Source organism: Plantibacter sp. M259 (assembly GCF_006065115.1).
GTDB classification, from domain to species: Bacteria; Actinomycetota; Actinomycetes; order Actinomycetales; family Microbacteriaceae; genus Plantibacter; species Plantibacter auratus.
In genome coordinates this window covers 1,593,038-1,616,541 of sequence record NZ_CP040750.1, presented here as the reverse complement: position 1 = coordinate 1,616,541, position 23,504 = coordinate 1,593,038, and the positions used below count along the sequence as shown (strand labels likewise).

At 71.2% G+C, this 23,504-nt stretch carries 26 protein-coding genes; 18 read left to right on the top strand and 8 right to left on the bottom strand.

What is annotated here, in order from left to right; translation table 11 throughout:
* Positions 1-23: 23 nt before the first annotated feature.
* Entirely contained in the window at positions 24-1,484 is a 1,461-nt protein-coding gene (locus FGL15_RS07420; RefSeq protein WP_138945561.1) for a glutamyl-tRNA reductase, read from the bottom strand.
* A gap of 114 nt (positions 1,485-1,598) precedes the next feature.
* Between FGL15_RS07420 and hemE the strand changes: the two genes are divergently transcribed.
* From hemE to FGL15_RS07395, 5 genes are all read left to right on the top strand, one after another.
* Positions 1,599-2,690: a uroporphyrinogen decarboxylase gene (gene hemE, locus FGL15_RS07415; RefSeq protein ID WP_240773844.1), complete on the top strand. Its 1,092-nt coding sequence runs from the start codon at positions 1,599-1,601 to the stop codon at positions 2,688-2,690.
* Positions 2,687-4,231: an NAD(P)/FAD-dependent oxidoreductase gene (locus tag FGL15_RS07410; RefSeq protein ID WP_138945559.1), complete on the top strand. Its 1,545-nt coding sequence runs from the start codon at positions 2,687-2,689 to the stop codon at positions 4,229-4,231. Before hemE ends, FGL15_RS07410 begins: the two co-directional genes overlap by 4 nt.
* Before the next feature lie 132 nt (positions 4,232-4,363).
* Positions 4,364-4,786, top strand: a complete 423-nt coding sequence (locus FGL15_RS07405; RefSeq protein WP_064294916.1) for a hypothetical protein — start codon at positions 4,364-4,366, stop codon at positions 4,784-4,786.
* Between the two features lie 17 nt (positions 4,787-4,803).
* Entirely contained in the window at positions 4,804-5,226 is a 423-nt protein-coding gene (locus FGL15_RS07400; protein ID WP_064294953.1) for a phage holin family protein, read from the top strand.
* Positions 5,216-5,467, top strand: a complete 252-nt coding sequence (locus tag FGL15_RS07395; RefSeq protein WP_138945558.1) for a DUF3618 domain-containing protein — start codon at positions 5,216-5,218, stop codon at positions 5,465-5,467. The genes FGL15_RS07400 and FGL15_RS07395 overlap by 11 nt, the downstream gene beginning before the upstream one ends.
* 16 nt (positions 5,468-5,483) lie before the next feature.
* Here FGL15_RS07395 and FGL15_RS07390 read toward each other — a convergent pair whose 3' ends face one another.
* Entirely contained in the window at positions 5,484-5,945 is a 462-nt protein-coding gene (locus tag FGL15_RS07390; RefSeq protein WP_138945557.1) for a GNAT family N-acetyltransferase, read from the bottom strand.
* A gap of 91 nt (positions 5,946-6,036) precedes the next feature.
* Here FGL15_RS07390 and hemQ point away from each other — a divergent pair, with 91 nt between their 5' ends.
* From hemQ to FGL15_RS07345, 9 genes are all read left to right on the top strand, one after another.
* Positions 6,037-6,759: a hydrogen peroxide-dependent heme synthase gene (hemQ, locus tag FGL15_RS07385; protein ID WP_064294913.1), complete on the top strand. Its 723-nt coding sequence runs from the start codon at positions 6,037-6,039 to the stop codon at positions 6,757-6,759.
* A complete protein-coding gene (locus FGL15_RS07380) occupies positions 6,759-8,009 on the top strand; it encodes a ferrochelatase (RefSeq protein WP_138945556.1) in 1,251 nt (416 codons plus the stop codon). The genes hemQ and FGL15_RS07380 overlap by 1 nt, the downstream gene beginning before the upstream one ends.
* A complete protein-coding gene (hemC, locus tag FGL15_RS07375; RefSeq protein WP_085514301.1) occupies positions 8,006-8,953 on the top strand; it encodes a hydroxymethylbilane synthase in 948 nt (315 codons plus the stop codon). The genes FGL15_RS07380 and hemC overlap by 4 nt, the downstream gene beginning before the upstream one ends.
* Positions 8,950-9,774: a uroporphyrinogen-III synthase gene (locus FGL15_RS07370; RefSeq protein WP_138945555.1), complete on the top strand. Its 825-nt coding sequence runs from the start codon at positions 8,950-8,952 to the stop codon at positions 9,772-9,774. Before hemC ends, FGL15_RS07370 begins: the two co-directional genes overlap by 4 nt.
* Positions 9,775-9,835: 61 nt before the next feature.
* Positions 9,836-10,843, top strand: coding sequence for a porphobilinogen synthase (gene hemB, locus FGL15_RS07365; RefSeq protein ID WP_138945554.1), 1,008 nt, complete (start codon positions 9,836-9,838; stop codon positions 10,841-10,843).
* Entirely contained in the window at positions 10,840-12,255 is a 1,416-nt protein-coding gene (locus tag FGL15_RS07360) for a glutamate-1-semialdehyde 2,1-aminomutase (RefSeq protein WP_138945553.1), read from the top strand. The genes hemB and FGL15_RS07360 overlap by 4 nt, the downstream gene beginning before the upstream one ends.
* 108 nt (positions 12,256-12,363) lie before the next feature.
* The gene (locus FGL15_RS07355) at positions 12,364-12,711 is read left to right on the top strand and encodes a hypothetical protein (protein WP_064294907.1); all 348 of its coding nucleotides are present in this window, start codon (positions 12,364-12,366) and stop codon (positions 12,709-12,711) included.
* Positions 12,712-12,903: 192 nt separating this feature from the next.
* Positions 12,904-13,314, top strand: coding sequence for a DUF4190 domain-containing protein (locus FGL15_RS07350; RefSeq protein ID WP_138945552.1), 411 nt, complete (start codon positions 12,904-12,906; stop codon positions 13,312-13,314).
* A gap of 111 nt (positions 13,315-13,425) precedes the next feature.
* Positions 13,426-13,716 carry a hypothetical protein gene (locus tag FGL15_RS07345; protein WP_064294905.1) on the top strand — a complete coding sequence of 97 codons (291 nt, stop codon included), beginning with the start codon at positions 13,426-13,428 and terminating at the stop codon, positions 13,714-13,716.
* A gap of 157 nt (positions 13,717-13,873) precedes the next feature.
* On the opposite strand, the gene FGL15_RS07340 is transcribed toward FGL15_RS07345, so the two are convergent.
* From FGL15_RS07340 to FGL15_RS07315, 6 genes are all read right to left on the bottom strand, one after another.
* Positions 13,874-14,890: an MDR family oxidoreductase gene (locus tag FGL15_RS07340; RefSeq protein ID WP_138945551.1), complete on the bottom strand. Its 1,017-nt coding sequence runs from the start codon at positions 14,888-14,890 to the stop codon at positions 13,874-13,876.
* A gap of 102 nt (positions 14,891-14,992) precedes the next feature.
* Positions 14,993-15,817, bottom strand: coding sequence for an ABC transporter permease subunit (locus FGL15_RS07335; protein WP_138945550.1), 825 nt, complete (start codon positions 15,815-15,817; stop codon positions 14,993-14,995).
* Positions 15,814-16,719: an ATP-binding cassette domain-containing protein gene (locus tag FGL15_RS07330; protein WP_138945549.1), complete on the bottom strand. Its 906-nt coding sequence runs from the start codon at positions 16,717-16,719 to the stop codon at positions 15,814-15,816. Before FGL15_RS07330 ends, FGL15_RS07335 begins: the two co-directional genes overlap by 4 nt.
* A gap of 242 nt (positions 16,720-16,961) precedes the next feature.
* Positions 16,962-17,915, bottom strand: a complete 954-nt coding sequence (locus FGL15_RS07325; RefSeq protein ID WP_138945548.1) for an L-lactate dehydrogenase — start codon at positions 17,913-17,915, stop codon at positions 16,962-16,964.
* 205 nt (positions 17,916-18,120) lie between these two features.
* Positions 18,121-18,594 carry an SRPBCC family protein gene (locus tag FGL15_RS07320; RefSeq protein WP_138945547.1) on the bottom strand — a complete coding sequence of 158 codons (474 nt, stop codon included), beginning with the start codon at positions 18,592-18,594 and terminating at the stop codon, positions 18,121-18,123.
* Between the two features lie 12 nt (positions 18,595-18,606).
* On the bottom strand, positions 18,607-19,590 hold the full coding sequence (locus tag FGL15_RS07315; protein WP_138945546.1) for a rhodanese-related sulfurtransferase: 984 nt from the start codon (positions 19,588-19,590) through the stop codon (positions 18,607-18,609).
* A gap of 150 nt (positions 19,591-19,740) precedes the next feature.
* On the opposite strand from FGL15_RS07315, the gene FGL15_RS07310 reads away from it, so the two are divergent.
* From FGL15_RS07310 to FGL15_RS07295, 4 genes are read left to right on the top strand one after another with little or no spacing between them, the layout of a single operon-like run.
* The gene (locus FGL15_RS07310; RefSeq protein WP_138945545.1) at positions 19,741-20,922 is read left to right on the top strand and encodes a thiolase family protein; all 1,182 of its coding nucleotides are present in this window, start codon (positions 19,741-19,743) and stop codon (positions 20,920-20,922) included.
* Between the two features lie 33 nt (positions 20,923-20,955).
* The gene (locus tag FGL15_RS07305; RefSeq protein ID WP_138945544.1) at positions 20,956-21,735 is read left to right on the top strand and encodes a 3-hydroxyacyl-CoA dehydrogenase; all 780 of its coding nucleotides are present in this window, start codon (positions 20,956-20,958) and stop codon (positions 21,733-21,735) included.
* A 49-nt stretch (positions 21,736-21,784) separates the two neighbouring features.
* Entirely contained in the window at positions 21,785-22,618 is an 834-nt protein-coding gene (locus FGL15_RS07300) for an enoyl-CoA hydratase/isomerase family protein (RefSeq protein WP_138945543.1), read from the top strand.
* Entirely contained in the window at positions 22,615-23,439 is an 825-nt protein-coding gene (locus FGL15_RS07295; RefSeq protein ID WP_064294896.1) for an NAD(P)-dependent oxidoreductase, read from the top strand. Before FGL15_RS07300 ends, FGL15_RS07295 begins: the two co-directional genes overlap by 4 nt.
* Positions 23,440-23,504: the final 65 nt, after the last annotated feature.

Below are 23,504 nucleotides of genomic sequence, written 5' to 3'. Positions count from 1 at the left end.
AGAGCCCCGGTGCCACCGGAAGCCTAGGAGGCGGAAGCGGCCGAGTCGGTGTCGGCGACCGGTGCGACGACCACCGATGCCTGCGGGACCTCGATACCGAAGAGCGTCTGCAGTGCCGTCGTGTACGCGGCCTGCTCGCCGTTGCGGGCGAGGTTCCGTGCGCGCACCGTCGGTTCGTGCAGCAGCACTCCGGCGAGGTGACGCAGTGCGCGGGCGGTCGAGCCGTCGTCGTCACCGCGAGCGGTCGCGCGGGCGACCTCGGCCTCGACGAGCGCGTGCACGTGGCTGCGGAGGGCGACGACGGCGGGCTCGAGGCTTCGCTCCTCGCCGACCGCGGCGAACTTCTGCGCGGCGCGACTGACGATGGAGCGCGCGACCTCGGTGGCCTGCAGCTCCTCGAGCGGCGCGTGGATGCGGATGGTCTCGAGGTCGAGCAGGACGACACCGGAAACGGTGGAGACGTCGGGGTCGACGTTGCGCGGCAGGCCGAGGTCGATGACGAGCTGGGCCGAGGCGTGCGCCACCGGGCACTCGGCGGCGGCCTCGGTGATGACGTCGTGGACGAGCGCGGAGACCCCGGTGGGCTCGGGTGCAGCCGGTGCGTCGGCCGCGGTGACCAGCGAGAGCATCGGTGTGTCCGTGGCAGCCGCGGCTCGCGCACGGTGGTCGGCGGCGACGGCCGTGCGACCCGCGCGGAGCAGCTCGGCGTCGACCACGTGGCCCTCGGCGGTGGTGCAGGTGACGATGATGTCGACCTCGCCGGTGGTGCGGGCGAGGTCGTCGTGTCCGATCCAGCCGATCTCGTGCGAGCGCGCGAACTTCTCGGCGCGGCCGGACGGCGAGTAAACGAGGACGTCGGAGACGCCGCGGTCGCGGAGGGCGGCGAGGCTCGCGCCGGCGTACGCACCGGTGCCGACGAGCAGCACGCGCTGCGTGGCCCAGTCGTCGATTCGGCTCTCCGCGAGGTCGAGGGCGAGACGCACGATGGAGCGACCGGCGCGCCCGAGCGGCGTGCGGTTCTTGATGCCGCGGGAGGTCTGTGACGCGCGCTGGAACAGGCGCTCGAGCTCGGAACTCGTGGTGCCACCGGCGCGAGCGGCCTCGAGGGAGCGCCGCACCTGCCCGGCGATCTCGCCCTCGCCGACGACGACGGACTCGAGTCCGGCCGACACGGCGAAGAGGTGCTCGGCTGCCGCGGTGCCGACGCTGAGGTCGAACACCTCGCGCAGCTGCTCGGCGGGGATGCCCGTGGTCTCGCTGACGGCCTCCGCGGCGGCCTCGAAGGCGACGGACGCGGCGGCGGTGACGGGCTCGTCGAGGTCGATGTAGGCCTCGAACCGGTTGCAGGTGGCCACGACGACCGCACCCGAGACGCACTCGTGGTGCTCGACCAGGCGCGCCGCAACGCCCTCGGCACCGACTGAGAGTCGTTCGAGGAGGTCGAAGGTGGCGTTCTTATGGCTCGCCGTCACACACATGAGCACCCGATGAGTCTACCCGAGCGGGCACGTCGGCCTCTCCGGGAAGCCACCCAGGTGACCCTCACCCGGTCGCGCGCGCGCCCCTCCCTCTCAGGGCGGAGATGGGAGGATGGAGGGGTGAGTCTCCCACCCGAACACCCGCTCGTCACCGGCGTGACCCAGTCGTCGCCGCTCATCACCGCGTACCGCGGCACCCGTCCCGAGCGGACGCCCGTCTGGTTCATGCGTCAGGCCGGCCGGTCGTTGCCCGAGTACCGCGAGTTGCGGATCGGGACGGCCATGCTCGTCGCCTGCCTCGACCCGGCGATGGCGAGCGAGATCACCCTCCAGCCCATCCGACGGCACAGGACGGACGCGGCCATCTTCTTCAGCGACATCGTGGTGCCGCTGAAGCAGGCCGGGGTCGCGGTCGAGATCGTGCCGGGCCGAGGTCCCGTCATGGGATCGGCGGTTCGGACGGCCGCCGAGGTCGACGCGCTCGTCGCGCTCGACCCGGCCGTCCTCGACGACACCCTTGCGCCGATCCGCGAGGGCGTCGCGCTCACCGTCGCCGGGCTCGCGGGGATCGGCGACGGCCGCACGCCGCTCATCGGCTTCGCGGGTGCGCCGTTCACGCTCGCCGCCTATCTCGTCGAGGGCGGACCATCGAAGGACCACCTCGCCGCCCGCACCCTCATGCACGCCGACCCGGAGTCGTGGGCGAAGCTCATGGCCTGGTGCGCGGACGTCACCGGTCGCTTCCTCCGCGCCCAGGTGCTCGCCGGTGCGTCGGCCGCGCAGCTCTTCGACTCCTGGGCGGGGGCACTCTCCCTCGAAGACTACGAGCGTCACGTCGCCCCGGCCTCCCGGGCCGCGCTCGCGCACGTCGCCGACCTCCCCGTCCCGAAGGTGCACTTCGGCGTCGGGACCGGTGAACTGCTCGGTGCGATGCACCGGGTCGGCGCCGACGTCGTCGGGATCGACTACCGGCTGGCGCTCGACGAGGGCATCCGACGCCTCGGTGGCGGCGTCCCCGTGCAGGGCAACATCGACCCGGCACTGCTCGCCGCCCCATGGCCGGTCCTCGAGGCGCATGTCCTCGACATCCTCCAGCGCGGGACGGCGGCGCCGTCGCACGTCCTCAACCTCGGCCACGGGGTCCCGCCCGAGACCGACCCGGACGTCCTGACCCGCATCGTCGCCCTCGCCCACGATTGGCAGCCCGCATGAGTCTCGAGCCGAAGCGTCTCGTCGTCATCGGCGGTGGTGTGGCCGGACTCGTCGGCGCGGTCGACTGCGCCAACGTCGGCATCTCGGTGACGGTCGTCGACGCGCAGGAGTCGTTCGGTGGCGCGCTCGCGGCCGCCGAGGTCGCAGGTCTCCGCGTCGACGTCGGTGCCGAGAGCTTCGCGACGCGCGGTGGCTCGGTCGCCGAGCTCATCGAGCAGCTGGGCCTGACCGACCGCGTCGTGCGTCCCAACCGGGCCGGGGCCTGGTTGCACGTCGCCAAGCCCGGACAGCCGCAGCGGAGTGTCCCGCTCCCCAAGGCGGGACTCCTGGGCATCCCGACGAACCCCCTCGCCGACGACGTCCGTCGGGTCATCGGCTGGAAGGGTGCCCTGCGCGCCTATCTCGACCGCATCCGCCCGCCGCTCACGATCGGCACCGAACACAACCTCGGTGCGCTCGTCCGGAAGCGCATGGGCGCGGCCGTCCACGACCTCCTCGTCGCTCCGGTCACCTCGGGCGTCTACTCGGCGGCTCCGGACGACCTCGACGTCGACCGCGCGGCTCCCGGACTGAACGCCGCGCTGACCCGCACCGGGGCGCTGTCCCTCGCCGTCGCCGCCCTCCGGGAGAACGCGCCCGCCGGTGCGGCGGTCGGTGGCCTCGACGGTGGCATGACCGTCCTCGTCGACGGCTTGACCGCGGAGCTCGAGCGGTGGGGGTCGACGCTCATCACCGGCGTCGCCGTCACGGCGATCTCCCGGAACCCGTTCGACATCGACGTGGACGGACCGGGTGTCGGCCTCGGCGACGCCGGACTCCCGCGGATGAGCGAGCGTCCCGCGGCCACCGGCGCGTCGAAGGCCCCCTGGTACGTCGCCCTGACCGACGGCCGGGTGCTCGAGGCCGATCTCGTCCTCATCGCGACGCCCGAGCAGCCGGCCCGCAACCTGCTGGCCGACGTCGGGCCGGCGCTCCGCGACCTCCCCGCCGCCGGCGACGACGCGGGCGACCCGGTCCTGCCCGCGCCGATCGAGCTCGTGACGATCGTGCTCGACGAACCGGCACTCGACGCCGCACCGCGTGGTTCCGGGCTGCTCGTCGCACCCGGCTCGACGCTCCACGCCAAGGCACTCACCCATGCGACGGCGAAGTGGGCCTGGCTCGCCGACCGCGCGAAGGAGCAGGGCGAGCACCGACACGTCGTCCGCCTGTCCTTCGGTCGTCAGGGCGAAGCCGACGCGACGAGCGCGTTGACCGACGAGGAGCTGCTCGCGACGGCGTTGCACGACGCGTCCGCGATGCTCGGCGTCCAGCTCGACCCGGGCAGCGTCCGCGGATTCCACCGCATCTCCTGGACGGGGACGCAGCCGACCGCCGCGCGCGGCCAGCGTGAACGCTCGACGGCCATCCGGGAAGCGGTGGCCGAGGTGCCCGACCTCGCGGTCACGGGTGCCTGGTTGTCGGGCACGGGGCTCGCCTCGGTGGTCCCCGACGCCCACGAGGCGGCGGCACGACTCCGCCACCAGGCGCTGCAGCGGTAGAGGCGCCCATATGCCCGACCCGGCATCTTTTCCTGTCAACCCCCGACCGGATGGTGGCGTCGGAGTGACACCCGACTACGCTGGTCCCGTTGGATGCAGCATCACAGCACCACTCGAACAGACGGAGGCGCCATGAAGGGCAAGGTCATGTTCGTCGTCGGTGGGCTCACGGGCTACGTGCTCGGTACCCGCGCCGGACGCGAACGCTACGAGCAGATCAAGACGCAGTGGGTCAAGCTGTGGAACGCGAAGCCGGTGCGCGCGCAGCGCGGCAAGGTCGAGGACTTCGCCAAGGCACGCATCAGCGAGGTCCCCGCGGCCCTGTGGAGCGGCGTCAGCGCCGTCGCGAAGGTCGTCAGCCAGCAGGGCTCGACGCCCGGCCAGAAGCTCGATAAGGCCATCTCGAAGACCGAAGACACCGTCCAGGACGTGTCCGAGACGGTCAAGGACGCACGCACCGCCTCCGGCACCTCGACGTCGTCGGCCTCGAAGCCCGCAGTGCGCAAGCCTGCCGCGCCCAAGACGACGGCTCCGAAGCCCAAGAGCGGCGAGTAGCACCGACGATGCCGTTCATGAGTGACCGCAACCGGTCGGAGCCGCGTTACGACAAGCGCGACGAGTCCCTCCTGACCCTCGTCGGCCAGCTGCCGGGGGTCGTCTCGAACCTGGTCAAGGCCGAGATCGCCAACCTCAAGACGCAGCTCGCCCACAAGGGCAAGTACGCGGGTATCGGCGCGGCCTTCGTCGCCGGTGCCGCGGTGTTCCTCTTCTTCGCGGTCGGCGTGCTCGTCGCCGTGCTGATCCTCGCGCTCGCGCTCGTCATGCCCTCGTGGCTGGCGGCGCTCTGCGTCTTCGTGCTCTTCGTCCTCGTCGCTGCGGTCCTCGTGCTGATCGCGCTGCGGTACTTCAAGAAGATCAACGAGGACCCGAGCCCGATGGACAACGTGAAGGAAGACATCAAGGCAGTGAAGGGACTCGGCGAGTATGACCGTTGACCAGTTCCCGGGGGCGACGCCCTCGCCCGAGCAGGCTCGCGCCGAGCTCGTCGCCACGCTGAACGCGATCGAGGACAAGCTCAACGTCCCGAAGCAGGTGCACCGCGCCAAGCGTCGTGCCGTCGTGCAGATCGCGACCGTCAAGGTCGAACGCCCGGCGGTCTTCTACGCCGGTGTCGCGGGCCTCGCCGGTGCGGCCGGGCTGGCCGTGTGGGGCATCGTCCGCGCCATCGCGCGCTGACGCGTCCCGCCGCCGGTCAGTCCCTCGGGGTGGCCACGCGCGTCATCGGGACGTGCACGATGTCGTCCTCCACGTAGTCGGGGCCGCTGATCTCGAACCCGAACCGGCCGTACCAGTCGGCGAGGCGTTTCTGGGCGCCCATGCGGAGTTCCCGATGCCCGTGGTCGGCCACGGCGCGGCGGATCAGTTCCGCGGCGAGACCTCGCCCGCGGGCGGTGAACGCGGTGGCCACGCGTCCGATCTCCGAGTGCTCGGCGTCGGTCAGGATCCGGATCGTCGCGAGCACCTCGTCGCCCTCCTGCGCCCAGGCGATGAGGGTTCCGTCCTCGATGTCGCGTCCGTCGAGATCGGCGAAGAGCGCTGTCTGCTCGACGACGAAGACGTCGACGCGGATCTTCAGCACGCGGTAGAGCGTCACCGGATCCATCTCGGCCGCTCTGGCGACGTGGTACTCGACGGGAGGTTGCTCGCTGGTCATCACCCGACTGTATCGGCGGTGAGGCTGGGCTCGGTGTCAATCGTGACCTGCCCCTTTTGCCCAATCGACCGAACTGGGTGAGGATAGGACTATGACTCACCCGGCCTCTGCCGAGGCATCGCACCACCCGACCGACTCAGCCACCCCGACTGGCCCCTCAGGATTCACCCTCTGGGCTGTCCTGCGCCGCGAGCCGGCGAGTGCGCTGCCGCTCGGCGAAGAGCATGTCTCCGAACTCGAAGCATCCATCGCGCTCGTCGAAGCCCAGGGCGTGACCCTGCGCGGCATCTACGACGTCTCCGGCCTCCGCGCCGACGCCGACCTCATGCTGTGGCTCCACGGCGACACCGCCGAGGGCCTGCAGGCCGGCCTCCGCGAGCTGCGCCGCACCGCCATCCTCGGTTCGCTGGCGCCCACCTGGAACGCCATGGGCGTCCACCGCGACGCCGAGTTCAACCGGCAGCACGTCCCCGGGTTCCTCCGCGGCATCGAGCCGAAGGGCTGGCTGTGCCTGTACCCCTTCGTGCGCAGCTACGAGTGGTACCTCCTGCCGGAGGAGGAGCGTCGCAAGATGCTCGCCGAGCACGGCCGTCAGGGTGCAGCGTTCACGGGTGTGCTCGCCAACACCGTCGCCTCCTTCGCCCTCGGCGACTACGAGTGGCTCCTGCCCCTCGAGGCCGACGACGTCGTCGAACTCGTCGACCTCATGCGCGACCTGCGCAACACCGAAGCGCGCCGTCATGTGCGCGAAGAGGTGCCGTTCTTCACGGGCCGTCGTATCACGCCCGCCGAGGCATTGGAGGTGGTGCGCTGATGGCAGCCATGAACCTGGGGAGCACCGGAGCCGACACCCCCGAGCGCGTCGTCCGCGGCGCGACCGACGCCGCAGCAGCCGGTCCTGAGCACGTCTCCGAACCGACGGACTACGACGCCATCCTCCTCGCCGGCTTCGGCGGACCTGAGGGCCAGGACGACGTCATCCCGTTCCTCCGCAACGTCACGCGCGGACGTGGGATCCCCGAGGAGCGTCTCGAAGAGGTCGCGCACCACTACCGCCACTTCGGCGGCGTCAGCCCCATCAACGACCAGAACCGTGCGCTCAAGGCGGCCCTGGAGCTTGAACTCGCCTCCCGCGGCATCGACCTCCCGGTCCTCTGGGGCAACCGCAACTGGGACCCGTACCTGCGCGACGCGCTGACCGAGGCGCACGAGCGCGGCTTCACCAAGCTCATCGCGATCGCCACGAGCGCCTACTCCTCGTACTCGAGCTGTCGGCAGTACCGTGAGGACTTCGCGATCGCCGTCGACGAGACGAACCTCCAGGGCGAGATCCAGATCGACAAGGTGCGTCAGTTCTTCGACCACCCCGGCTTCGTGACCCCGTTCATCGACGGTGTCCGTGACGCGATCGCCGAGTACCTGCGCGAACAGCCCGAGCTCTCCGCCGAGACGGAGATCGAGGTGCTCTTCGCGACGCACTCGATCCCCACCGGCGACGCCGCGCGCTCCGGCCCCGACTTCCGCGGCTTCGGCGACCACGGCGCGTACGAGGCCCAGCACCTCGCGGTGGCCGAGGTCGTCATGGCGAACGCCATCGACCAGCTCCGTGAGGCCGGTGTCCTCGGCGGCGCGGTCGGCAGCGGCGTCTCGGTGCCGTGGCAGCTCGTCTACCAGTCGCGTTCCGGCCCGCCGAGCATGCCGTGGCTCGAGCCCGACATCAACGACGCGATCGCCGAGCTGCCCGCCGCCGGCCGCAAGGCCATCGTCATCGTGCCGCTCGGCTTCGTGAGCGACCACATGGAGGTCATGTGGGACCTCGACAACGAGGCCATCGAGACGGCCGGCGAGCACGGTCTGGCCGCTGTCCGCGTCCCGACGCCGGGCACCGCCGCAGCCTACGTCAAGGGACTCGTCGACCTCGTCCTCGAGCGCCGCGACGGCACGCCCGTCGAGGAACGACCGCACATGACCGACCTCGGCCCCTGGTACGACGTCTGCCGCCCCGGGTGCTGCGAGAACGCCCGGCTGGGCTTCAAACCGGCGTTCTCGGGGATCGCCCCATGACCCTTCGCATCGGAACCCGCGGCAGCGCCCTGGCGCTGGCGCAGACCGGTCATGTGGCCGATGCCCTGACGGCGGCCACCGGTGAGGACGTCGAGATCGTCACCGTCACGACACAGGGCGACACGAGTCGCGAGTCGCTCTCGACCATCGGTGGGACGGGTGTGTTCGTCAACGCGCTCCGCGACGCCCTGCTCGACGGCGCCTGCGATCTCGTCGTGCACTCCCTGAAAGACCTGCCGACGGCTCCGGCCGAAGGCTTCACGATCGCCGCCATGCCCATGCGTGAGGATCCGCGCGACGCCCTCTGCGCCTCGGACGACCGCTCGCTCGACGACCTGCCGCAGGGCGCCAGGATCGGCACCGGCTCACCGCGCCGGATCGCCCAGCTGAAGCGCATCCGGCCCGACCTCGAGGTCGTCGACATCCGCGGCAACATCGACACCCGCCTGCGCCGCATCGACGACGACCTCGACGCCGTCGTGTTGGCCGCCGCCGGCCTCACCCGCCTCGGTCGCCTCGACGCCGTCACCGGGCTCTTCGACCTCGACACTTGGCCGACCGCGCCGGGGCAGGGGGCGCTCGCGATCGAGTGCCTCGACGACGACGAGTCGTCCATCGCCGGTTCCATCGCTCTGCTCGACCACGCGCCGAGCCGCTGGCAGGCCACGGCGGAGCGGGCCGTGCTCCGTCGACTCGAGGCCGGTTGCTCGGCGCCCGTCGGCGCCGCAGCGTGGCTCGACGACGAGGACCTCGTGCTGCAGGCCGCCGTCTACTCGCTCGACGGCACCGAGATGATCCATCTGGAGAGCCGCGCGGAGGGCTTCTCCGGCGACGGACACGGACGCGAGCTGCTCCAGGCGGCCGACGCACTCGGTGTCTCGCTCGCAGACGAGCTCATCGAGGCCGGCGCAGCCGACCTCGCCCCGCTGGGAGGCGCTGCGTGAAGGACTGGACGAAGTCGAACACCGTTCCCACCGCCACCAAGCCGCTCGGCGGGTGGCGCGTCCTCGTGCCGCGCGGCGGTCCGTGGGGCGACTCGGTCGCCGGGACGGTCCGTGGCAAGGGCGGGTCGCCCGTCGTCGCCCCGATGATCAACTTCGCCAGCACCGACGACCCGGAGACCCTCGGGGCCGCTCTCGCGGCGCTCGAGGCGGGGGAGTTCGACTGGCTGACCGTGACGAGCGCGACCACGGTCGACGTGCTGTCCTCGCAGCGGATCCGGATCCCCGAGACGACGAGGGTCGCCGCCGTCGGCGAGACGACCGCTGCCGCGCTCACCGCCGTCGGCTACAGCGTCGACCTCGTGCCGGCGAAGGACAACTCCGCCAAGGGCATGGTGCAGGAGCTCACGGCGCTCGAACCGCACCCGAAGCGCATCCTCACGCTCCGCTCGGCCATCGCCAAGCCGCTCCTCACGGAGGGCCTGATCGCCGCCGGACACGACGTCCAGTCCGTCGTGGCCTACCGCACGGTCGGTGTCCCGGTGGCCGAGAAGATCGTCGCCGACGTCGCCAGCGGCCGGGTGCGCGCCATCCTCGTCACCTCGGGCAGCGTGGCGGAGCAGGTCCGCTCGCAGTTCCCCGAGATCCCCGAGAGCACGGTCATCGCGGCGATCGGACCCCGCACGGCTCGCGACGCCCGAGGCTACGGGCTCCGGGTCGACGTCGTGGCGGAGCAGCAGACGGTCGACTCGCTGATCGAGGCGATCGTGTCCGTGGCACTCAGCCGGAACCGCGACGAGGACGCCGGCGACGGAAGCCGCTGACCGGTTTCACGCCCTGCGCGAACCGGGAGGGCGCGTCGGCAGCGGCGCGTAGGCTGGACGGGTGAGCATTCCCGAGACCCGTCCCCGTCGTCTCCGGCAGCAGCCGGCCATCCGTCGCCTCGTCAGCGAGACCCGACTCGACCCGGCGGAGCTGGTGCTCCCCATGTTCGTGCGGGAGGGCGTCTCCGAGCCGGTCGAGATCTCCTCGATGCCGGGTGTCCGGCAGCACACCGTCGACAGCGCCAAGCGCGCCGCGGCTGAGGCGGCAGCGGCCGGCATCGGTGGGGTCATGCTCTTCGGCGTCCCGACCGAGCGCGACGCCGTGGGTTCCGGCGCGACCGACCCCGACGGCATCCTCAACGTCGCGACCCGCGCGCTCGTCGCCGAGGTGGGCGACGCCCTGGTCGTGCAGACCGACCTCTGCCTCGACGAGTTCACCGATCACGGACACTGCGGTGTCCTCGACGACCGCGGGCGCGTCGACAACGACCGCACGCTCGACCGCTACCGCGACATGGCGCTGGCCCAGGCCGAGTCGGGCTCGGCCCTCCTCGGCCTCTCGGGCATGATGGACGGCCAGGTCGCCGCCGTGCGCGAGACGCTCGACGCCGCCGGGTTCGACGACACGATCATCCTCGCCTACTCGGCGAAGTTCGCGTCCGCGCTCTACGGCCCCTTCCGCGAGGCCGTCGACTCGCAGCTGCAGGGCGACCGCCGCACCTACCAGCTCGACCCCGCCAACCGCCGTGAGGGCCTGCGCGAGGCCCTCATCGACGAGGCCGAGGGCGCCGACATCGTCATGGTGAAGCCCGCAGGGAGCTTCCTCGACGTCCTGGCCGACGTGGCCGACACGGTGTCGATCCCGGTCTGGGCGTACCAGGTGTCCGGCGAGTACGCGATGATCGAGGCCGCCGCCCGGCAGGGCTGGATCGACCGCCGACGCGCGATCGAGGAGTCGGTGCTGTCCATCAAGCGCGCCGGAGCCGAGGTCGTCCTGAGCTACTGGGCCGTCGAACTCGCCGGTTGGTTGGATGAGGCGCGCGGTCTGCGTGCAGGAGGAACCCGATGAACGACGCAGCATTCGCCAGAGCCCAGCGGTCGATCCCCGGCGGGGTGAACTCGCCCGTCCGTGCCTTCCGCTCCGTCGGCGGCACGCCGCGGTTCATGGTGTCCGCGACCGGCCCCTACATCACCGACTCCGAGGGCGTGCAGTACGTCGACCTCGTGAGCGCGTGGGGCCCCGCGCTCCTCGGGCACGCGCACCCGCAGGTCGTCGAGGCCGTGCAGGCCGCTGCGGCCCGCGGCCTCTCCTTCGGCGCGTCCACCCCGGCCGAGACCGAGCTCGCGGAACTCGTCAAGGAGCGCGTCCAGGCGTCCGGTGTCGCGCCGATCGAGAAGCTGCGCATGGTCTCCACCGGCACCGAGGCGACCATGACGGCGATCCGCCTCGCGCGCGGTGCCACCGGTCGCAGCCTCATCGTGAAGTTCGCCGGGCACTACCACGGCCACTCCGACGGCCTGCTCGCCGAAGCGGGATCCGGCGTCGCGACCCTCGCCCTGCCTGGGTCCGCCGGGGTCACCGCCGAGACGGCCGCCCAGACGATCGTCGTCCCCTACAACGACGGGGCGGCACTCCGCGAGGTCTTCGCCGAGCGTGGCCAGGACATCGCCGCGATCATCATGGAGGCGGCCTCCGCCAACATGGGCGTCGTCCCGCCGGCTCCCGGGTTCAACGCGAGCGTCGTGAAGCTCGCGCACGAGTACGGCGCGCTGGTCATCATCGACGAGGTGCTCACCGGGTTCCGCGTCTCCTCCGCCGGTTGGTGGGGGCTCGACAACCGCGGACTCGCCGCCGTCGCGCCGGGCACGGAGCCCGTCCCGGGCGCAGAGGCCTGGGAGGCCGGCAACCACGCCGTCGCCAACTCGACCGGTGCCATCAGCATCCCCGTCGGCGTGTACCAGCCCGACCTCTTCACCTTCGGCAAGGTCATCGGCGGTGGCATGCCCCTCGCCGCGCTGGGTGGGCGGGCCGAGCTCATGGACCTGCTCGCACCGACCGGCCCGGTCTACCAGGCCGGGACGCTCTCGGGGAACCCGGTAGCGCTCGCCGCCGGCATCGAGACGCTGCGCCTCGCCGACCAGGACGTCTACCGTCGGGTCGACGCGGCGTCCGCGATCGTGTCCGAGGCGACCTCGAACGCGCTCACGGAGGCCGGGGTCGCGCACACCGTGCAACGCGCCGGGAACCTGTTCTCCTTCGCCTTCAGCGAGACCGCACCGACCGACTACGCCGCGGTCCTGCAGCAGGACGCCTTCCGCTACCCGGCCTTCTTCCACCGCATGCTCGACGCGGGGGTGTCGCTCCCACCGAGCGTGTACGAGGCCTGGTTCGTCTCCGCGGCGCACGACGACGAGGCCATCGGGCGCATCGTCGACGCCCTGCCCGCGGCGGCACGCGCGGCTGCGGCGGCCATCCGCTGAGTCGGACGTTCGGTCCGTCGCCGACGTCGGACGCTGCACAGGGCATGCGTTACCGCTTTGTGAACTTCCGGCAACGCGAACGTCGGTGGGGGTTGGCAGACTAGAGGCATGGCCTCCTTGCGTCTGCACCCCGACCGACTGGAGATCGAGCTGTCCGCGTACGACAAGGCGCTCTCGCTGCGTCGGAGCAACGTCGTCGTGCCACGGTCGAGCATCCGTTCCGCCACCATCACCGACGACCCGTGGATCTGGGTCCGGGGCATCCGTGCGCCCGGCACCGCGATCCCGTTGACGCTCGCCATCGGCCAGTGGAAGTTCCACGGTGGCATGGACTTCCTGGTCATCAAGGGCACCAAACCGTCGGTCGTCATCGATCTCGAAGACGCGGAGTACTCGCGGCTCATCATCACGACCCGTCGCAGTGCCGAGCTCATCGCCGCCCTCGACCTGCACTAGGACGAGCTGCCGGACGCACAGCGGTCTCGGCCGGACCCGGATCGCGGGCGAGGGCGCGGTGCCCGCGCACCCTCGCGCTGATCGGGGCCGTTCGCAATCATTTCCCTCGAACAGGGCACAAAACGACGCCTGACCGGTATCCTGGGGCCGCTCGAACCTCCGTAGACCCGCCTGTTCGAAAGGACCACAGCCATGTCGACTCCTCCTCCCGGTGAATACCCCGGCCAGCCGCCGCAGGCTCCCCAGGCGCCGCAGCCCCCGAAGGACCAGTACGGCGCGGCTCCCGCGTACTCCGGCGGCGCAGCTCCCTCCGGCGACGCGACCGCCGGCAAGACGCTCGGCATCGTCGGCCTGATCCTCGCGTTCCTCGCCCCGCCGATCGGCCTCATCCTCAGCATCGTCGCCCTGGTGCAGTCGAAGAACGCGGGTGTCAAGAACACGTTGGCGAAGGTCGGCCTCATCCTGTCGATCGTCTTCATCGTCATCGCGATCATCGCGACCATCGCGGGTATAGCGATCGGTGCTGCGGCGTTCAACGAGGCGTGCGCCTCCCTCGGGAGCGGTGTCCACACCGACGGCACGACCACCATCACCTGCCCGTAACCCGGTGACCTTCGGGCGATTGGGGAGTTGTCCCCATCGCCTGTGGGGTATCTAACCCACTACTGTTGGCTCGCGCCCGTGGCGCATCTACCATCCTCGAGAGGAACCATCATGACCAACGCACCCCAGTACAACGCCCCGCAGCAGCCTGGCGGCGCCCTGCCCGCCGACTACCCGGGCAAGACGCTCGGCCTCGTCGGCCTCATCCTCGCGATCGTCGTGCCGCTCGTCGGCCTGATCATCAGCCTCGTCGCGCAGAAGCAGTCGAAGGACGCCGGCTACCCGAACCAGCTCGCCAAGATCGGTGTCATCATCGGCATCATCCTCGTCGTGCTCGGCATCATCGGCGGCATCTTCTACGCCGTCGCGCTCGGCTCGGTCATGTCGACCGCCGGCTACTGAGTCTCAGCAGTTCCGTCGGCAGCGGCCGGTCGCCTTCGGGCACCGGCCGCTGTCGCGTTCCTGCGTTCACAACTCAGGAGCGTGCCGGTGTGTCGGCCGTCAGCGACGCGACCTGGGGCGCGACATGCCAGGGCCGTCCTGAGTTGTGAACGCAGGATCAGGCGCGGACGTCGACGACGATCCGGCCGTGGACCGAGCCTGCGAGCACCCGTTTCGCCGCATCCGTCGCCTCGGCGAGGGAGACCGTCTCGGTCAGGGTGTCGAGGACGTCGAGGTCGAGCGCGGTGGTCACGCGCTCCCAGGCGGCCTGCCGCAGGGGGAGCGGTGCCTCGACGGAGTTCACGCCCGCGAGCGTGACCCCGCGGAGGATGAACGGCATGACCGACGTCGGGAGATCGGACCCGCCGGCGAGCCCACAGGCGGCGACCGTCCCGCCGTACTCGACCTGCGACAGGACCGTCGCGAGCGTCTGACCGCCGACGGAGTCGACGGCTCCCGCCCAGTGCTGGCTGCCGAGTGGGCGGCCGGCCTCGGCGAACTCCGCACGGTCGACGATCGACGCCGCGCCGAGCCGCCGCAGGGCGTCACCCAACTCGTCGACCCGCCCGGTCGAGGCGGTGACCTCGAAGCCGGCGGCGGCCAGCAGTGCGATCGCGATGCTCCCGACGCCACCACCCGCGCCCGTGACGAGCACGGGGAGCCCGCCGACGCGGACGGCACCTGACGTCGCGCTGCCGTGCTCGAGCGCGAGCACAGCGAGGCCCGCGGTGTACCCGGCCGTGCCGATTGCGGCGGCCTGTGCGCTCGAGACGTGGTCGGGGACGCGGACGAGCGCGTCGGACCGCACCTTCGCGCGCTCGGAGAGCCCGCCGTACCGGGTCTCGCTCAGGCCGTCGCCGAACAGGGCCACGCGGTCGCCCGCCGTCCACGCAGGATCGCTCGATGCGGCGACGACGCCGACGAGGTCGATACCTGCGACCATCGGGAACGACCGCACGACGCCCGGCTTCCCGGTGAGGACGAGGGCGTCCTTGTAGTTGATGCTCGAGTACTCGACGTCGACGGTGACGGCGGCGTCGGGCAGCGAGGCGTCGGGGAGGTCGCGGAGGTCGACCGTCCGGGTGGGCTTGCCACCCTCGTGCTCGACCTGCTCGACGAGGTATGCGCGGCCCATGGTGCTCCTGTCTCCGGTGCGGTGACCGGTCGGTGGCTGTCCATCGAGCCTACGCCTCCCCGCCGAGGGACTGCCTGGCTTGAGCCATCGCGCGCACCGTGCCTAGGTGACGTCGCGGCGCCAGGTCGTGGCGTAGCCGATGAGCGCGACGACGACCCCGATACCGAGGAGGACGAGTCCGCCCTGCCACCAGGTCAGCGCGTCCTGCTGAGCCGACATCATCGAGTAGAAGCTCGGCCCGACGAGGGCGTCCGTCGCGGCACCCGGCAGGAACCGGCCGATGGACGCGGTGACCTCCGAGAACGAGGAGGCGAGGCGCAGCAGCGGCTCGACGAACTGGGTGAAGGCCAGCACGACGATGATCGCGCCCACCTGGCTCGGGAGCACCGCGCCGAGACCGACGCCGATCGCACCCCACAGGGCCATCGCGAGCACCGCACGGCCGATGAGTGCCCAGGTGTCGGAATCGGTCAGCATCGGATCGACGCCGCTGATCGCCAGGGCGCCGCCGCCGAGACCGACGGACGCCGTCAGCGCGATCACGCCGTACAGCGCGCCGACCCCGGTCAGTGCCAGGACCTTGCCGACGAGCACGTGGCCGCGGTTCGGGTTCGCGAGGAACGTCGGCGTCAGGCTCTGATGCCGGAACTCGCCGGTCGTGGCGAGCGCACCGAGCAGGACGGGGAAGACGTACCCGATGCTTGTCGCGAAGCCGTAGATGAGACCGGGTTGGGTGAGCATCTCGCTCGTCGCCTGCGCCCCGGCCCCGCTGGACTCGGCCGCACCCGGGATGTTGGCGAAGAGGAGCGCCGCCCCGGCCGCGGCGAACCCGACGTACACGAACAGGATGAGCGCGAGGCCCCACCACACGCGGGTGGTGAACACCTTGAGGAACTCGGAGTGGATTGCTGCCAGGAGTGAGGTCATGCGTGGTCCTCCCCACCGCTGACGAGCGCGAGGAACGAATCCTCGAGCCCGGATCGATGCCGCGACAACGCACTGAGCGGAATGCCCGCGGCGAGCGCGACGCGGCCGATCTCGATCGCCTCCACATCGTGCACGACGAGCCCCGAGCGGGCCTGGTCGAAGGTGTACCCGGCGGCGGTCAGCGCCGTGGCGAGCCGCTCATGCTCCGGCGAGTTCACGACGACGCGGAGGGTGTCGGCGGCGTCGAGGCTCGCAAGCGTGCCCACGTGTGCGAGCCGCCCCTTCGCGATGATCACGACCTCGTCGACGGACTGCTGCACCTCGCTGAGCAGGTGCGAGCTGATGAGGACGGTCCGACCCTCGGCCGCGAGTGCCGTGAGGAAGCCGCGGATCCACTTGATCCCCTCGGGGTCGAGCCCGTTGATCGGTTCGTCGAGGACGAGCACACCGGGGTCGCCGAGCAGCGCGGTCGCGAGGCCGAGCCGTTGGCGCATGCCGAGCGAGTACCCGGCGACGCGTCGGTCCGCGACCTCGAGCAGTCCGACCTGCGCGAGTACGACGTCCACCCGGCTCGCCGGCAGACGCGCTGCGGAGGCGTGCACGCGCAGGTGGTTGCGGGCGGTGCGCCCGGGGACGAAGCTGGCCGCCTCGAGAGCAGCCCCGACGGTCGCGGCAGGGACCGGCAGCTTGGCATAGGGGACACCGCCGAAGGTCGCCCTCCCCGACGTCGGTTGCACGAGGCCGAGCAGCATGCGCAGGGTCGTCGTCTTCCCGGCACCGTTCGGGCCGAGGAAGCCGGTGACCTTGCCCGGTTCCACGTGGAACGTCAGGTCGTCGACCGCCTGCACCGCCCCGAAGGATTTCGAGAGTCCGTCGAACTCGATCGTCACGCCAGCGGTCATCCGGTGCCTCCCCAGGGGCGCGGCCGGATCCGCGCCTCGTCCTGCAACGCTATCGGGGCCGACGCCTGTCGCGCATCGGCCGCTCGGGGGAGATCCCGCAACTCCGGACATCGCTCCCGAACCACCCCAACTCAGGAATGCGCCTGGCGTGTCGTGGTGACACGCCGGGCGGTGACCCCGACACGCCGGGGCGCTCCTGAGTTGGGGAAGCAGGAGAGGGGATGGGGCCGGGAGGGCCTGCGCTACAGCCCGAGCGAGTCGAGCGTCGCGCGGACGGCCGCGGCCGAGTCGGCGAACTGCTGTTCCTCGCGCGGCGACATCGCGACCTCGACCACCGAGCGGACGCCCGAGCGGTCGACGATGCTCGGCACCGACAGGGCGACCCCGCTGACGCCGTGGTACCCGTCGAGCACGGTGCTCACCGGCAGGATCGCGTGCTCGTCACCGAGGATGGCCTCGACGATGCGTGCCCCGGAGAGCCCGATCGCGTAGTTCGTCGCGCCCTTGCCCTCGATGACGCGATAGGCGGCCGTCCGGACGTCGGTCGCGATCTCGTCGAGCTGCTGCTCCGTGAATCGCGATCCGTCGGGCAGCTCCCAGTCGAGGATCGGGACGGGGCCGATGGTCGCCTGCGACCACAGCGGCAGTTCGCTGTCGCCGTGCTCGCCGACGATGAGTGCGTGCACCGCGGAGGTCGCGACACCGGCACGTTCCGCGAGCAGCCAGCGCAGCCGGGAGGTGTCGAGGACGGTGCCGGACGAGAAGACACGTTCGCGCGGCAACCCCGTGATCTGCTGGGCGGCGACGGTGAGGACGTCGCAGGGGTTCGTGACGAGCATGTAGACGGCGTCCGGTGCGTGCTCGACGAGTTTCGGGAGGAGCTGCTCGAGGATGCGGATGTTCGTGCCCGCGAGGTCGAGTCGCGTCTGGCCGGGTTCCTGCTTCGCGCCGGCCGTGATCACGACGACGTCCGCATCGGCGACGACCGAGATGTCGTCACCGCCCGTGATGCTGCTCGACCCGGTGAACTGCGTCCCGTGGGCGAGGTCGAGGACCTCGGCCGAGGCCCGCTTGCCGTCGATGTCGTAGAGCGCCACCCGCCGGGCGCTGCCGCGGATGAGCGAGGCGTAAGCGAGGGACGAACCGACGCTCCCCGCCCCGATGATGGCCAGTTTCGACTTCGTGCGAGCACCCATGGCTCCATCTTGGCAGGGGCGGATGTGCGCGGTCAGGGCGCGGCACGACGGGTGTCGGGTTGTCTCGATGTCGAGGTATCCGCCCTTCGACAGGCTCAGGGACCGAATCGCCGCCCTTCGACACTTCGACAAGCTCAGCGACCGGACCGCCGCACCCTATCGGTCACTGAGCCGCACCTATCGGTCGCTGGGCCGCACCCGTCGGTCACTGAGCTTGTCGAAGTGCCGCAGCCAACCATCGGTTCCGCGACTCGATGAGCCGTCGCAGGTGCCGGGTGAGCGCGAGGTGTTCGGCCACGACGCCGAGCGGACCGAAGGGCGCTGCGAACGTGACGTCGTCGAGCATGATGGTCCGCGCCGTCCCCATCGGGCGCTCGAGCGGTTCGAAGAGGTGGACGTGGCGGAACGTCCGGAACGGACCGGACACCTGTTCGTCGGTGAACCGGTGGGGTTCCTCGAATGCGGTGATCCGGCTCGTCATCGTCCACGGCACACCGAAGTGCCTCGCCCGCCAGGTGACGGTCTCACCGAGACCGATCAGCCCGGAGGTCACGCCGCCGACCGCCCGTTCACCGGTGTCCGCCATCGAGCCGAGGTGGGCGTCGATCGACCGCGAGAGGTCGAAGGCCTGCTGCATCGTCCCGGCGAGCTCGGTGCGGAGGCGGAAGTGGGCGGTCATGACGGTGGCGGATCAGGCGGGCTGGCCCGTGCGAGCATCGGTGGAGACGTCGGCCCCGGTGTGCACGGCGCATCGCGGGCCGCCGTCGGGCCCGTCCGCGTGCGCCTCGCACACGACCAGCTGCGTCTTGCAGGAGGGGTCGGCGCAGTTCTGCAGGTGCTTCGTCGACGTGTCGCAGACGACGCAGTGCCCGATGACGGCCGCGTGATCGCTGAACTCGAGCGAGCCCCGCTTGTCGAACACGTACAGGGATCCCTCCCACAGGCCGTTGTCGCCGAACTCCTCGCCGTACCGGACGATGCCGCCGTCGAGCTGGTACACCTCCCCGAACCCTCGTGACCGCATGAGTCCCGAGAGCACCTCACAGCGGATGCCGCCCGTGCAGTAGGTGACGACCGGCTTGTCCTTCAGGTGGTCGTACTTCCCGCTGTCGAGTTCGGCGACGAAGTCTCTGGTGGTCGCGACGTCGGGGACGACCGCGCCGGCGAACCGTCCGATCTCGGCCTCGAACGCGTTCCGACCGTCGAAGAACACGACGTCGTCACCGCGCTCCGCGACGAGCTCGTGCAGTTCCGTCGGCTGCAGGTGCACCCCGCCGCCGGTGACGCCGTGTTCGTCCACCACGAGCTCACCGGGGGCGCCGAAGGACACGATCTCCTCGCGCACCTTCACGCTGAGCTTCGGGAAGTCGCTGCTCCGACGCCACGGCGCGGGCCGGTGCCTGGCCGTGCGCACAGGGTCGTCCTCGTCGAAGCCCGAGCCGTCGCTCCACTTCACGTCGAGGTCGCGGAACGCGGGGTGCTCCTTCGTCTTCCGGACGTAGAGCTTGCAGGCGTCGAGCTCGCCGCCGACGGTACCGTTGATGCCGTCCTTCGAGATGAGGATGCGACCACGGAGACCGAGTGACTCGCAGAGGTCGCGCTGCCACAGCCGGATCGCCTCCGGGTCCGCCAGGGGAGCGAACGCGTAGTACAGGAGGATCTTCGGGTCGGCCACCGCTCAATCGTACGTGGCGCCGACCGCGAATCGTCGGGCCGGTCCAGCGGACACGGACGTTCCGGTCCCTCGCTTGTCGAAGGGCCACAACCGCCGACGCCCCCGAACGCACCAGGCCTAGGGTGGACGCAGACCTCGAAGGAGATGGCTATGCGTACTGCAGTGATCGTCGACGCGATCCGGACTCCGTCCGGCCGGGGCAAGCCGGGCGGCGCGCTGAACGCCGTGCACCCGACGGACCTCCTCGCCGGCACGATCCGTGCGCTCGTGGAGCGGACCGGCATCGATCCCGCGGTCGTCGAGGACGTGTACGCCGGCTGCGTCACCCAGTCCGGCGAGCAGGGGCAGAACATCGCGCGGAACGCGGCGCTCGCCGCAGGCCTCCCGCAGGAGACCCCCGGCACCACCATCGACCGACAGTGCGGCTCCAGCCAGCAGGCCACCACCTTCGCCGCGCAGAGTGTCATGTCGGCCGGCAACGACGTCGTCATCGCGTGCGGTGTCGAGTCGATGAGTCGAGCACCGATGGGCTCCAACGTGCAGGGTGCAGACCCCTTCGGCTCCGCCCTCCGGGCCCGCTTCCCCGAGGGCCTCGTCGGCCAGGGTGTCTCCGCCGAACTCATCGCCGCCCGCTGGAACCTCGGCCGCGAGGAGCTCGACGCCTTCGCCGCCCGCTCCCATGAGCGCGCCGCCGCGACCTGGGCGTCCGGCGGGTTCGACGGCGAGGTCGTCGCCGTCACCCTCCCCGACGGCTCCGTCGTCACGACCGACGAGACGGTCCGAGCCGGGACGACCCCCGAGGCGCTCGCCGGGCTCCCCGCCGTCTTCCGCGACGAACGGCTCGCGGCGCGCTTCCCCGAGATCGCCTGGCGGATCACCCCGGGAAACGCCTCACCACTCACCGACGGCGCCTCGGCTGTGCTCATCATGAGCGAGGTCCGGGCGCTCGAGCTGGGGCTCACGCCGCGTGCGCGCTTCGTCTCCTTCGCCGCGGTCGGGAGCGACCCGATCGAGATGCTCACCGGCATCCTCCCCGCCACCCGCCGCATCCTCGAGCGCAGCGGGCTCGGCATCGACGACATCGACGCGTTCGAGGTCAACGAGGCGTTCGCGTCCGTCCCGCTCGCCTGGCAACGCGAGTTCGGGGTGGACGACGACCGACTCAACCCGCGCGGTGGGGCGATCGCCCTCGGGCACCCGCTCGGCGCCTCCGGGACGAAACTCCTCGCCACCCTCCTCGGCCAGCTCGAGGCGACCGGCGGCCGCTACGGTCTGCAGACGATGTGCGAGGGCGGCGGCATGGCCAACGCGACGATCATCGAGCGCCTCTGATGGGCGCGCCCACCACGTGAAGGGAACCACGACATGGATGTGACCGGGAGTTCGGCGATCGTCACCGGCGGCGCCTCGGGACTCGGGTTCGCGACCGCGACGCGGCTGGCCGGGGCCGGCGCGCGCGTCGTGCTCGTCGACCTCCCCGGTTCACCCGGGGCGGAGCGGGCCGAGGAGCTCGGCGGGTTCGCCACCTTCGTGCCGGCCGACGTCACCGACGGCGATCAGGTGCAGGCGGCGGTCGAAGCGGCGGTGTCGCGAGGCTCGCTGCGGGTCGTCGTGAACTGCGCCGGCATCGCGCCACCGGCGAAGGTGCTCGGCCGCGACGGTCCGGCGGACCTCGGCGCCTTCGAGCGCGTCCTCCGTGTCAACGTCCTCGGCACCTTCAACGTCATCCGGCTGACCGCCGACGCGATGCGGCACAACGATCCGGACGGTGATCCCGTCGATGGCGCCGGGGACCGCGGCGTCATCATCAACACCGCGTCCGTCGCCGCCTTCGACGGACAGATCGGCCAGCCCGCCTACGCCGCATCCAAGGGTGCGGTGCACTCGATGACGCTGCCGATCGCCCGCGAGTTGGCGCGCTTCGGGATCCGGGTCGTGACGATCGCACCCGGCATCATGGAGACGCCCATGCTGACCGGACTGCCCGAGGCGGCGCAGGAGTCGCTCGGGCACCAGGTGCCGTACCCGGCGCGCCTCGGCCGTCCCGACGAGTACGCCGCACTCGCGCTGCACATCATCGAGAACGGCTACCTCAACGGTGAGACGATCCGTCTCGACGGCGCGATCCGGATGGCGCCGAGATGACCGGCTCTCCGATGCCGACGAACCCATCCACCGACCAGGGAGCCACTCCGTGACCAGCGACGACACCATCCTCTTCGAGGTGAGCGACGGCCTCGCGCACCTCACGCTCAACCGGCCCGCGAGCCTCAACGCGATCGACGACCGTGCGGCCAGACGGTGGCGCGACCTCGCCCTCGAGATCGCGGAGCGCGACGACGTCCGGGCGGTCCTGTTCGACGCCAACGGACCCGCGTTCTGCGCGGGTGGCGACGTCCTCGCGATGTCGCGGATGGGTGACGGCAGCGCGGGATCGACGGGCACCTTCGTCACCGAGCTCGCCGACATCATCCACGAGGGCCACCGGGCCCTGCAGTCGGTCGCGAAGCCGATCGTCGCCGCCGTCCAGGGGGCTGTCGCGGGCGGCGGCCTGGGGTTCATGCTCGTCGCCGACGTGATCATCGCGTCCGACCGGGCGAAGTTCGTGAGCAAGTACGCCGACATCGGCCTCACGCCCGACTGCGGCGTGAGCACCCTGCTGCCCGAGGCGGTCGGCATGCGTCGGGCGCTCGAGCTCACCCTCGGCCCGCGTATGCTGAGCGCCGAGGAGGCACTCGACTGGGGGCTCGTGACCGAGGTGGTCCCCGCCGAGCAGCTCGACGCCCGCGCCCGCGAGGTGGCCGCGTTCTGGTTGGCCGGAGCCACGGCGGCGTTCGGTCAGGCGCGGCGGCTGCTGCGCGAGAGTGTCGGCCGCGGCTACCAGGACGCCCTCGACGACGAAGCCCGCACGATCGGCGCGGCGATCGAGACGCCCGAGTCGGTCGCGCGCGTCGCAGCGTTCGCCGCCGCGTCGGCGAAGCGCGCCGCCTCCGCCGCAACCACCACTTCGAAGGAGCCCACCGCATGACCACCCTCGCCGGCAAGACCATTCTCATGTCGGGCGGCAGCCGCGGTATCGGCCTCGCGATCGCCCTGCGTGCCGCCCGCGACGGCGCGAACGTCGCGATCCTCGCCAAGACCGACACCCCCGATCCCCGCCTCGAGGGGACGATCCACACCGCGGCGGACGCGATCCGCGAGGCCGGTGGGCAGGCGCTCCCGATCCTCGGCGACGTCCGGAACGACGACGACATCACGCGGGCCGTGTTCGAGACCGCCGGCGAGTTCGGCGGCATCGACATCGTCGTCAACAACGCGAGCGTCATCAGCCTCGCGCGCACCCTCGATCTCGACGCGAAACGGTACGACCTCATGCAGGACGTGAACGTGCGCGGCACGTTCATGCTGTCGCGGGCGGCCATCCCGATGCTCAAGGACGCGGAGAACCCGCACATCCTCTCGCTGTCGCCGCCGCTCAACCTCGATCCGAAGTGGCTCGGCGCGCACACCGGCTACACACTCGCGAAGTACGGCATGTCGATGGTGACGCTCGGTCTCGCTGCCGAGTTCGGACGCGACGGCATCGCCGCGAACACGCTCTGGCCGAAGACGACGATCAAGACGGCGGCGGTCGGCAACATCCTCGGCGGCGAGGCCCTCCTGGCGAAGAGTCGCACCCCGGAGATCTACGCCGACGCGGCCTACGAGGTCCTGACGGCGTCGGCGCGTGAGCTCACGGGTCGGTCGCTCATCGTGGAGGACGTCCTCGCGGAGGCCGGGGTCACCGACCTCGCGAAGTACTCACCGGGCGTCGACGAGTCGGAGCTCTACCCCGACATCTTCCTGTAGCGGATGGCTCGCCCTGTCCGCTGACGGCAGAACGCGTGCTCCCCGAGCCTGGCCGAGCCGCGCCT

Coding starts and splice junctions, on each gene's coding strand:
- FGL15_RS07410 (WP_138945559.1), top strand. CDS start 2,687: ATGAGTCTCGAGCCGAAGCGTCTCGTCGTCATCGGCGGTGGTGTGGCC.
- FGL15_RS07405 (WP_064294916.1), top strand. CDS start 4,364: ATGAAGGGCAAGGTCATGTTCGTCGTCGGTGGGCTCACGGGCTACGTG.
- FGL15_RS07400 (WP_064294953.1), top strand. CDS start 4,804: ATGAGTGACCGCAACCGGTCGGAGCCGCGTTACGACAAGCGCGACGAG.
- FGL15_RS07395 (WP_138945558.1), top strand. CDS start 5,216: ATGACCGTTGACCAGTTCCCGGGGGCGACGCCCTCGCCCGAGCAGGCT.
- FGL15_RS07390 (WP_138945557.1), bottom strand. CDS start 5,945: ATGACCAGCGAGCAACCTCCCGTCGAGTACCACGTCGCCAGAGCGGCC.
- hemQ (WP_064294913.1), top strand. CDS start 6,037: ATGACTCACCCGGCCTCTGCCGAGGCATCGCACCACCCGACCGACTCA.
- FGL15_RS07380 (WP_138945556.1), top strand. CDS start 6,759: ATGGCAGCCATGAACCTGGGGAGCACCGGAGCCGACACCCCCGAGCGC.
- hemC (WP_085514301.1), top strand. CDS start 8,006: ATGACCCTTCGCATCGGAACCCGCGGCAGCGCCCTGGCGCTGGCGCAG.
- FGL15_RS07360 (WP_138945553.1), top strand. CDS start 10,840: ATGAACGACGCAGCATTCGCCAGAGCCCAGCGGTCGATCCCCGGCGGG.
- FGL15_RS07355 (WP_064294907.1), top strand. CDS start 12,364: ATGGCCTCCTTGCGTCTGCACCCCGACCGACTGGAGATCGAGCTGTCC.
- FGL15_RS07350 (WP_138945552.1), top strand. CDS start 12,904: ATGTCGACTCCTCCTCCCGGTGAATACCCCGGCCAGCCGCCGCAGGCT.
- FGL15_RS07345 (WP_064294905.1), top strand. CDS start 13,426: ATGACCAACGCACCCCAGTACAACGCCCCGCAGCAGCCTGGCGGCGCC.
- FGL15_RS07340 (WP_138945551.1), bottom strand. CDS start 14,890: ATGGGCCGCGCATACCTCGTCGAGCAGGTCGAGCACGAGGGTGGCAAG.
- FGL15_RS07335 (WP_138945550.1), bottom strand. CDS start 15,817: ATGACCTCACTCCTGGCAGCAATCCACTCCGAGTTCCTCAAGGTGTTC.
- FGL15_RS07330 (WP_138945549.1), bottom strand. CDS start 16,719: ATGACCGCTGGCGTGACGATCGAGTTCGACGGACTCTCGAAATCCTTC.
- FGL15_RS07325 (WP_138945548.1), bottom strand. CDS start 17,915: ATGGGTGCTCGCACGAAGTCGAAACTGGCCATCATCGGGGCGGGGAGC.
- FGL15_RS07320 (WP_138945547.1), bottom strand. CDS start 18,594: ATGACCGCCCACTTCCGCCTCCGCACCGAGCTCGCCGGGACGATGCAG.
- FGL15_RS07310 (WP_138945545.1), top strand. CDS start 19,741: ATGCGTACTGCAGTGATCGTCGACGCGATCCGGACTCCGTCCGGCCGG.
- FGL15_RS07305 (WP_138945544.1), top strand. CDS start 20,956: ATGGATGTGACCGGGAGTTCGGCGATCGTCACCGGCGGCGCCTCGGGA.
- FGL15_RS07295 (WP_064294896.1), top strand. CDS start 22,615: ATGACCACCCTCGCCGGCAAGACCATTCTCATGTCGGGCGGCAGCCGC.